General features: G+C 71.3%; 8 protein-coding genes. 2 read left to right on the top strand and 6 right to left on the bottom strand.

Features of this window, described 5'->3' with window-relative positions; all coding sequences use genetic code 11:
* The 5 genes from dacB to dapF all read right to left on the bottom strand — a co-directional run.
* On the bottom strand, positions 1 to 1,271 hold a 1,271-nt coding region (gene dacB, locus IQ216_RS08860; protein ID WP_193815185.1), incomplete at its 3' end, for a D-alanyl-D-alanine carboxypeptidase/D-alanyl-D-alanine-endopeptidase.
* A 1-nt stretch (position 1,272) separates the two neighbouring features.
* On the bottom strand, positions 1,273 to 1,803 hold the full coding sequence (locus IQ216_RS08855) for a DUF4330 domain-containing protein (protein WP_186699641.1): 531 nt from the start codon (positions 1,801 to 1,803) through the stop codon (positions 1,273 to 1,275).
* 78 nt (positions 1,804 to 1,881) lie between these two features.
* A complete protein-coding gene (locus tag IQ216_RS08850) occupies positions 1,882 to 2,574 on the bottom strand; it encodes a DUF1995 family protein (RefSeq protein WP_193815184.1) in 693 nt (230 codons plus the stop codon).
* A 40-nt stretch (positions 2,575 to 2,614) separates the two neighbouring features.
* Entirely contained in the window at positions 2,615 to 3,829 is a 1,215-nt protein-coding gene (locus tag IQ216_RS08845; protein ID WP_370566680.1) for a cysteine desulfurase family protein, read from the bottom strand.
* Between the two features lie 7 nt (positions 3,830 to 3,836).
* Positions 3,837 to 4,991, bottom strand: a complete 1,155-nt coding sequence (gene dapF, locus IQ216_RS08840) for a diaminopimelate epimerase (protein WP_193815183.1) — start codon at positions 4,989 to 4,991, stop codon at positions 3,837 to 3,839.
* A 31-nt stretch (positions 4,992 to 5,022) separates the two neighbouring features.
* Here dapF and IQ216_RS08835 point away from each other — a divergent pair, with 31 nt between their 5' ends.
* Positions 5,023 to 5,274, top strand: coding sequence for a hypothetical protein (locus IQ216_RS08835; protein ID WP_193815182.1), 252 nt, complete (start codon positions 5,023 to 5,025; stop codon positions 5,272 to 5,274).
* Positions 5,275 to 5,330: 56 nt separating this feature from the next.
* Positions 5,331 to 7,991 (top strand): leucine--tRNA ligase, encoded by a 2,661-nt coding sequence (gene leuS / locus IQ216_RS08830; protein WP_193815181.1) that lies wholly within the window; start codon positions 5,331 to 5,333, stop codon positions 7,989 to 7,991.
* Here the strand turns inward: leuS and IQ216_RS08825 are convergent.
* The coding region (locus tag IQ216_RS08825; RefSeq protein WP_228007316.1) for a PfkB family carbohydrate kinase at positions 7,975 to 8,561 on the bottom strand (587 nt) is incomplete at its 5' end. The two genes, leuS and IQ216_RS08825, sit on opposite strands and share 17 nt — an antisense overlap.

The raw sequence follows: 8,561 nt of genomic DNA, 5'->3' as shown, positions 1-8,561 counted from the left end.
CGGGTGTTGGGGTTGCCGGATCCATTGCTGATCGCGCTCACGTAGCGGGGGCCTCGGCTGGTGAGCAGCACCCCACTGATCGAACGCACGCCCCTGAGGGTGCCCGTTTTGCCGAAGAACTGGCCCTGCAGGGGGGTGCCCTTGTAGAGGTGCCGCAGGGTGCCGCGCTGGCCGGCCACCGCCATTGAGGCCAGGTAGTTTCTGCTGTAGGGGTGCTGGTCCATGCGCAGCAGCAGGGCCGTCACCGAACGGCTGGTGAGGCGATTGGTGCGGTCCAGGCCACTGCCATCGGCAACGCGCACGCCCTGCATGGGTACGCCCTGCTGGGCCAGCCACTGGGTGGTGAGCTGCTGGGCCTGGGTGAGGTTCCAGCTGCCGGCGGCCTGACGCATCAACACCTCGGCGGTGAAGTTGTGGCTCTCGGTGTTGGCCAGGCTGAGCAGATTGTGCATGGGCGCCGAGTTCTCCTGGTGCAGCAGCACGGCCTCGGCGGGAACCGGGTTGGTGGCGGCCACAAACACCACCTGGAGGCTGCCGCCCTGCTGGCTGGCGCTGCGCTGCATCAGGGTCTGGAGCCGTGAGGGTGGGTTCAGCACCGAGTCGTGGATGGCGTTGCTGGTCACCGCCAACCGGGTGATCGGTGCGCCGTAGGCGTAGTAGCGGTCATCGACGCTCCAGCCACGCGGCCACCAGGCCTGCTTGGGTTCCTCGGCCACCTGCAGGCGCACCTGAGAGCCCGGTTGACCACTGGAGCCGCCGGAGCCCATGGCCAGTTTCGTGAGCCGCTGCAGCTGGGGCAGGGCCAGATCGGGGTCGCCCTCGCCGGTGAGCCGCAGGGAGCCATCGGGAAGGCGCCAGAGGCGGGTGGCGAGGCGGTAGTCCGGCCCCAGCCGATCGAGGGCGTAGGCGGTGCTCACCAGCTTGGCGTTGGAGGCGGGCACCCGCGGCCGCAGGCCATTCACATCGGCCAGCAGCTGGCCTCGGCCATCGGCGATCGTGACGCTCCAGACACCGGCCTCGCCACCCAGCACGCTCTGAACCCGCTGCTGCAGGGCTGGACAGCTGACCTGGGTCTGGAGCTTGGGCAGGCCGATCGGCGGTGGCGCCGCCGGCAGCTGGGCCAGGGGGGCCGGCTCCAGCTCGAAGGCCCTGATCGCCGGCCTGGACTGGGCCTGGGCGGCGCTGGCCAGAAGGGGCAGGCCAAGGCTCAGGGGCAGGGCCAGAGAGAGACCCGGGGCCAGGCGGGTCAGACGGCGGTTGAAACCAGGCATGTCAGCCCTCCTCGATGGCGATTCCGGTGACGTTGCCGTTGACCCGGTAGCCCTGGCCCTCGATCTCGATCGGAGCTCCGACCTTCACGGTCTGGTTGCCGAACACCACGCCGCCGCTCGCCTTGCGGCCTTGGGCCTTGAGCACGAAGCGGGCGTCGAGGTTGCTGAAGTCGCGGCCGGTGGGATCAGTGGCCGTGACCACGGAACCATCCGGCTGAACGGCCAGCAGGCGCCGCTGCAGGGGCTGGATGCGCTCGATATCCACCGAGCCGTGGGGTTGGTTGCGGATCACAATCGCCACCTTGCCCTCGGCCCTGGCGGCCTCAATCAGGCCGGCAGGGTCGGCCACGGGCACGCCGCGCACATCCACCAGCACCGTCACGGGCACCACATCGCCAGTGGCCTGGGCCACGGCCCCGGAGAGCTTCGGGCTCCAGATCACGCCGGCGGCGGCGAGCACCACGGCAGCCAGGGCAGCGGCGTCCACCACACTCCAGCGACGGGGCCTGGCGGCAGAGGTCTCGGGGCTCATCGGCTGGCGCGGCGTTCGGCGCAGTGTAAAGACGTTGGCCAGCCCGCACCAGTTGGCCCTGAACGGTGGGGCGCCGCTTCAGTTCTGCAGGCCTTCGATGAGGCTGTCCAGGGCCTTGAGGCTGCCGGCCATGCCGGCACCCCCCTCACCCGCCAGGGCCTCGGTGCGCTGCTCGGCATCGGGTTTCTGCTCAAAACCGGCCACAAAGCGATGGCCGTCGGGGTCGCGGCGGTAGAGCTCCCAGGCGGCGGGGTAAGCGCGCCGCAGCGCTCCATCGCCCAGGGGAATCAGCGCGTAGGCGCTCTGCCAGCCGAAGAGGAAGCCCTTGCGGCGTTCGCGGGCCACGCTGCCGATGCCCACAGCGGCATCCTCCAGGCTGCCGTTCAGCATCAGCACCAGTCCCCGGTGGAGGGAGCACACCTGCTCCACCTCCTCGTAATCGGCCGGGGTCGGCGCCACCAGAAGGATCACCCCCTCGCTGCCGCCATCGGCCTGCTGCAGCCGCATCTGGTCCCGCAGGCTGCCCAGCTGGGGGGCCAGGTCAGGGGCATCGCGCTTGGCCAGAGCCGTGGCGCCGGCGTCGGGGAACAGCATGCGGAGGTCATCGCGGCCCTGGCCGAGGTTCGCCAGCAGGCGCAGGGCCACGGGCATCAGCCTCAGCCCCTCGAAGCGGAGCTCGGCGGTCCAGAGGCCTTTGCTGGCGCTGTCGAGGGCAGCCTGAATGGCCTGCAGGGCCTCGGCCTCGGCTGTTCGCAGATCGGCAGGGAGCATGGTCAGGCCGGGGGTTCCACGGGCCGGGAGTGGGGCGACCTTAACCAGCGCACCGCTGATCCAGTTCCCTCCAGGCTGCCGCCAGGGTCGGCGGCACCAGCTCCAGGCTGGCGGCATCAAGCCAGGGGCCCAGGCTCAGCCGCAGGCCCGCGGCGGCCGCAGCCGTGGAGTACCCCATCGCCTGCAGCACCGGGCTGGCACCCAGCCCGGTGGCGCTGGAGCCACTGCTGCAGGCCGAGCCACTGCTGGTGGCCAGGCCATGGCGCCACAGAGCCCGCACCAGTTGCCGTCCCGACAACGGCTCGCCGCCGCTGCCGCGCGCCAGCAGGCTGATGTGGTGCGGCAGCCGCTGCAGTGGGGCCTGGCGTGGATCGACACCGGTGAGCTCCAGGCCAGGCTGCCGCAGCAGCGCGGCCAGCAGCTGATCGCGCTGGGCAGCCAGCGGGTCCTGGCCGTCGTGCTGCCGAAGGCGCTCCTGGGCCAGCTCCAGGGCCGCTGCAAACCCGGCCACCAGCGGCACGGGCTCGGTTCCGCCGCGGCGGCCGCCCTCCTGGCCGCCACCGCGCATGGGCGCAACGAAGGGCAGCCCTGGCCGCACCAGCAGGGCTCCCACGCCCCTGGGCCCCTGCAGCTTGTGGGCAGCGCAACTGAGCAGATCGACCGGCAGTTGGTCGAAGTTGACCAGCCGGTGGCCCACCAGCTGGACCGCATCCACATGCAGGGGCACCCCGGCCTGGCGGCAGCGGGCACCGATGGGCTCGATCGCCTGCACCGTGCCCACCTCGCTCTGGCCCCAGATGATCGACACCAGCCGGGTGGGCGGCTCCAGCAGCGCCTCGAACGCCGCCAGGTCCAGGCGGCCGGCACGGTCCACCGGCACCATCTGCACCTGCCAGCCCCGCTCCTCAAGCCGTGCCGCCGCTGCCGTGGTGGCGGGATGCTCCACCGCCGAGAGCAGCAGACGACCCGGCGCCAGCGGGGCCGCCGCACCGAGCAGGGCCATGTGGATCGCCTCGGTGCCCCCCGAGCTGAACACGAGGGCGTCGGCGCCGCAGCCGAGGCCGGCGGCGATGCGCATCCTGCAGCGCTCCAGCAGGTCGGCGGCCTCCAGGCCGAAGCCGTGCAGGCTGGAGGGGTTGGCCCAGGCGGTGCGCTGGGCCGCCGCTATGGCCGCCAGCACCTCCGGCGCCGGCGGAGCGGTGGCGCAGGCATCGAGGTAGAGCGGTGCCGGATCAAGCGGTGCCAGCTCAGCCACCACCGCGTCAGCCGCCGAAGCTGGAGGGGCGCTCAGCGCGGGCGCGGGTGCGGTCCTCCAGAGACGTGGTGGCCAGGTTGACCAGGTCGTCGAGGGAGCTGGAGCTGAGCAGGGCCGCCACTCGGGCCCGCGCCTCGGCGGAGGGGCAGGCCTCCGGGCGGATGCAGCCCTGGGCGCACACTGTGGCGCAGTCGATGGCGGGGGGCTGGTCAGGGGCAGCAGGCGGCACGGTGGAGTCGGCCAGAGGCTCAGAAGCGGCAGATGCTGCCTCGGCGGGGATCTCTGCTGGGGTAACGGCCTGGTCCCAGACGGAGGGGGCCAGCACCGCATCGAACACCGCCTCGGCGGGACCGGKCATCAGCAGGTGGTCGCTTTCGGAGTCCCACGCGATCAGCAGCGGGCCCCCGGGCAGGTCGAGACGGGCGCGCCGATCGGCCAGGCCAAGGCGGTGGCACACCACCAGGGTGGCGCAGGCGCCGGTGCCGCAGGCCAGGGTGGGGCCAGCGCCGCGCTCCCACACCCGCATCACCAGATGGCCGGGATCGAGCACCTGCACGAAATGCACGTTGGTGCGGGCGGGGAAGGCGGGATGCACCTCCAGGGCCGCGCCAAAGCGCTCCAGGTCGATCGCCTCCACATCCGGCACCGGGATCACCACGTGGGGGTTGCCCATGCCCGCGGCCCCCACCGCGAAGCGCTCGCCGGCGGCCTCCAGGATTCCGGCGGGGATGCCGGCCTCGCCGCGTTCCAGGGTGGTGGGAACGGCATCTGGCTCCAGAAAGGGGGCCCCCATGTCCACCCGCACGCTGCCATCGGCCTGCAACTCGGGAACGATGGGACCCGCCAGGGTTTCGATCTGCCAGGAGCGGCCAGGGAGGTCGCCGTCGCTGTCGGCGAGAAAGCGGGCCAGGCAGCGGATGCCGTTGCCGCACATCTCCGGCTCGCTGCCGTCGGCGTTGAAGATGCGCATCCGCAGCTCGCCGCCCTCTCGGGGCGGCAGGGCCAGGATGAGGCCATCGGCGCCGATGCCGAAGCGCCGATCACAGAGCAGCTGAATGCGCTCCGCTGTCAGCCCGAAGCCGTCATCGCTGCTGGCGGCCTCGCGTGCATCGAGCATCAGGAAGTCGTTGCCCAGCCCTTGGTATTTGCTGTACTGCAGCACGATGGGAGGTCCCCAACCTGGTGTGAATCCTATGCAGAGCTTCCTCGAAGCCCGCTCCAGCGTTCTCGACACCTCCCTGCCCAGCGTCCGCCACGTGCAGGACCTAATCCGCCGGCGCCAGACCGTGGCGATCCAGGTCAGCGGTGGACCGGCACTCGAAGGGTTGATCCGCTGGCAGGACGTCCACGCCATCGCGCTGCAGCAGAGCGGCGATCCCCCCGAAGGACCGCCACTCACCCTGATCAACCGCGACCAGGTGAGCCTGATCCGCTCCCTGGGCTGAAATCGACGCTCCCCAGGCCTGTGGCACGATCACAGCTGGGATTCCGACCTGCTGACGTGAGCGAGAGCAACCGCTACCAACCGCAGGTCATCGAAGAGCGCTGGCAGGCGTTCTGGGACGAACAGCAGGCCTACCGCACCCCCGAGCCGCAGCCCGGAAGCGGCGCTGAGGGCGACGCGGGCGGCGACGGTGGCGGCGAGCCCTTCGTGGCCCTGTCGATGTTCCCCTACCCCTCGGGGAACCTGCACATGGGCCATGTGCGCAACTATGTGATCACCGATGTGATTGCCCGGGTGCAGCGCATGCGCGGCCGGGCGGTGCTGCAGCCGATGGGCTGGGATGCCTTCGGGCTGCCGGCGGAGAACGCGGCGATCGAGCGGGGTGTCGACCCCGGCGCCTGGACCGACCGCAACATCGCCGCCATGCGCAGCCAGCTGCAGCGGCTGGGCCTCTCGATCGACTGGGACCGGGAAGTGGCCACCTGCCACGCCGACTACTACCGCTGGACCCAGTGGCTGTTCCTGCAGTTCCACGCCGCCGGCCTGGCCTATCAGAAGGAGGCCACCGTGAACTGGGACCCGGTGGACCAGACGGTGCTCGCCAACGAACAGGTGGACGGTGAGGGCCGCTCCTGGCGCTCCGGCGCCCTGGTGGAGAAGCGTCGCCTGCGCCAGTGGTTCCTGAAGATCACCGCCTACGCCGACCAGCTGCTCGACGACCTGCCCAAGCTCACGGGCTGGCCAGAGCGGGTGCGCACGATGCAGGCCAACTGGATCGGCCGCAGCACGGGCGCTGAACTCAGCTTTGCCGTGGTCGATGCCGACGGCCGCGACAGCGACCAGCGCATCCGCGTGTTCACCACCCGCCCCGACACCCTCTACGGCGTGACCTATGTGGTGCTGGCGCCGGAGCATCCCCTGGTGGCGCCGCTCACCAGTCCCGAGCAGGAGCTGGCGGTGACGGCCTTCTGCGATCTGGTGAGCCGCCAAAGCGACCTGGAGCGCACGGCAGACGACAGCCCCAAGCGCGGCATCCCCATCGGCGCCCGGGTGCGCAACCCCGCCAGCGGCGCCCTGATCCCGCTCTGGATCGCCGACTACGTGCTGGCTGACTACGGCACCGGCGCCGTGATGGGCGTGCCCGCCCACGACCAGCGCGATTTCGTGTTCGCCCGGCAGTACGAGCTGCCGGTGCTGCAGGTGATCATCCCGGAGGGCAGCGACGAGCACGCCTACGAGGGCGGCGCCTGGACCGAACCGGGCATGCTGATTCACTCAGGCCCCTTCACCGGGCTCGCCAGCGCCGAGGCCAAGGCCGCGATCACCGCCGCCGCCGAGCAGCAGGGCTGGGGTGAGGGCAAGGTGCAGTTCCGTCTGCGCGACTGGCTGATCTCCCGCCAGCGCTACTGGGGCTGCCCGATCCCGATGATCCACTGCGAGAGCTGCGGCGTGGTGCCGGTGCCGGCCGAGCAGCTGCCGGTGGAGCTGCCCCGAGATGTGGCGATCAGCCGCAAGGGCGGCTCACCCCTGGCCCAGCTGGAGAGCTGGTGGCAGGTGGACTGCCCCAGCTGTGGCCGGCCGGCCCGCCGCGAGACCGACACCATGGACACGTTCATGTGCTCCAGCTGGTACTACCTGCGCTACAGCGATCCCCACAACAGCGCGCTGCCCTTCAGCCGTGAGGCGGTGGACCGCTGGCTGCCGGTGGACCAGTACGTGGGCGGCATCGAGCACGCCATCCTGCACCTGCTCTACGCCCGATTCTTCACCAAGGTGCTGCGGGACCGCGGCCTGCTGGGCTTCGATGAACCCTTCCAGCGGCTGCTCACCCAGGGCATGGTGCAGGGCATCACCTACAAGAACCACGGCACCGGCCACTACATCGCCCCGGCCGATGTGGCTGACTCCACCGCCCCCCGCGATCCGATCAGCGGCGAAGTGCTCGACACCTTCTACGAAAAGATGTCGAAGTCGAAGCACAACGGCGTCGATCCAGCTCGGGTGATCGAGCGCTACGGCGCCGACACGGCCCGCATGTTCATCCTGTTCAAGGCACCCCCGGAGAAGGATCTTGAGTGGGACGATGCCGACGTGGAGGGTCAGTTCCGCTTCCTGCAGCGCCTCTGGCGGCTGGTGGAGGCGGCCCAGGCCAGGGGTCTGCGGCTGGCTGGGGCCAGTTCGGAGGGCCCTTCCAGCGGCCTCGGCAGCGCTGACCTGCCGGAACTCAACCCGGCCGAGCGGGAGCTGCGCCGCGCCGTGCACACGGCCATCGCGGCGGTGAGCGACGACCTCGACGGCGATTTTCAGTTCAACACCGCCATCGCCGAGCTGATGAAGCTCAGCAATGCCATGGCCGAACACCTGGAGGCCAGCGGCACCGCCGTGGCCCGGGAGGCCCTGGCCAGCCTGCTGCTGCTGCTGGCGCCGTTTGCTCCCCACCTGGCCGAGGAGCTCTGGAGCCAGCTGGAAGGCGGTGGCAGCATCCACGGCCAGGCCTGGCCCCAGGTGGATGCCACGGCCCTGGTGCGCGACACGATTCCCCTGGTGATCCAGGTCAAGGGCAAGGTGCGCGGCAACCTCGAGGTGCCGGCCGATGCGGACAAGGCCACCCTGGAGCGGATCGCCCTGACCAGCGACATCGCCGCCAAGTGGCTTGAGGGCAAGCCCCCCAGCCGGGTGATCGTGGTGCCCGGCAAGCTGGTCAATCTGGTGCCGTGACAGCGTCGCTGCCGCCCCGCAGCTGGCCGGCATGGAGCTGGCCCGCATAGGGGCCCCGGCCATCGAGGCAGGCGCTGCCGCAGTGGCAGCCCAGGCTGATCGCCAGTGCAGCCTCCCAGCCCGCCGCCAGGCCGGCGCTCACTCCGGCGGCGAAGCTGTCGCCGGCGCCGTAGCTGTCGAGCCCGGGGCGCTGCCGTGGGGGCGCCAGAAAGGCCCCGAACGGCCAGGCCTCGCCGCCGGCTGCCCCTGCGGTGGCGATCCGCAGGGTCGGGGCGGGATCGAGGGCCCCCGGCGGCACCTGCTCGGCCGGATCGAGGCCGCTGCCGATCAGGGCGTCGAGCCGCACCCCGGCCTGCTGCAGCACCGGCAGCCGCACCCGGGGCGTGGCCGCCAGCAGCCGCGCCGCCCTGGCCTGGCGCAGGGCCGCGGCATCGGCGGCCGTCACGAACACGCCATCCAGCCCGGCCAGGCTCTCCCAGGGCAGGGGATCGGCGGCCTCGGGACTGAGCCGCTCGCCGATCACGGTGATCGTGCGCTCGCCGCTGCGATCCACAAAGGTGAGGCCGCGGC

It is taken from the genome of Cyanobium sp. LEGE 06143 (assembly GCF_015207535.1).
Lineage (GTDB): Bacteria > Cyanobacteriota > Cyanobacteriia > PCC-6307 > Cyanobiaceae > NIES-981.
Note: the sequence above shows the minus strand (reverse complement) of the source record. Positions and strands in the feature narration are given on the sequence as shown.

What these genes read in the sequence shown, in the direction of transcription:
- IQ216_RS08855 (WP_186699641.1), bottom strand. Translation starts at nt 1,803, where the DNA reads ATGAGCCCCGAGACCTCTGCCGCCAGGCCCCGTCGCTGGAGTGTGGTG.
- IQ216_RS08850 (WP_193815184.1), bottom strand. Translation starts at nt 2,574, where the DNA reads ATGCTCCCTGCCGATCTGCGAACAGCCGAGGCCGAGGCCCTGCAGGCC.
- IQ216_RS08835 (WP_193815182.1), top strand. Translation starts at nt 5,023, where the DNA reads ATGCAGAGCTTCCTCGAAGCCCGCTCCAGCGTTCTCGACACCTCCCTG.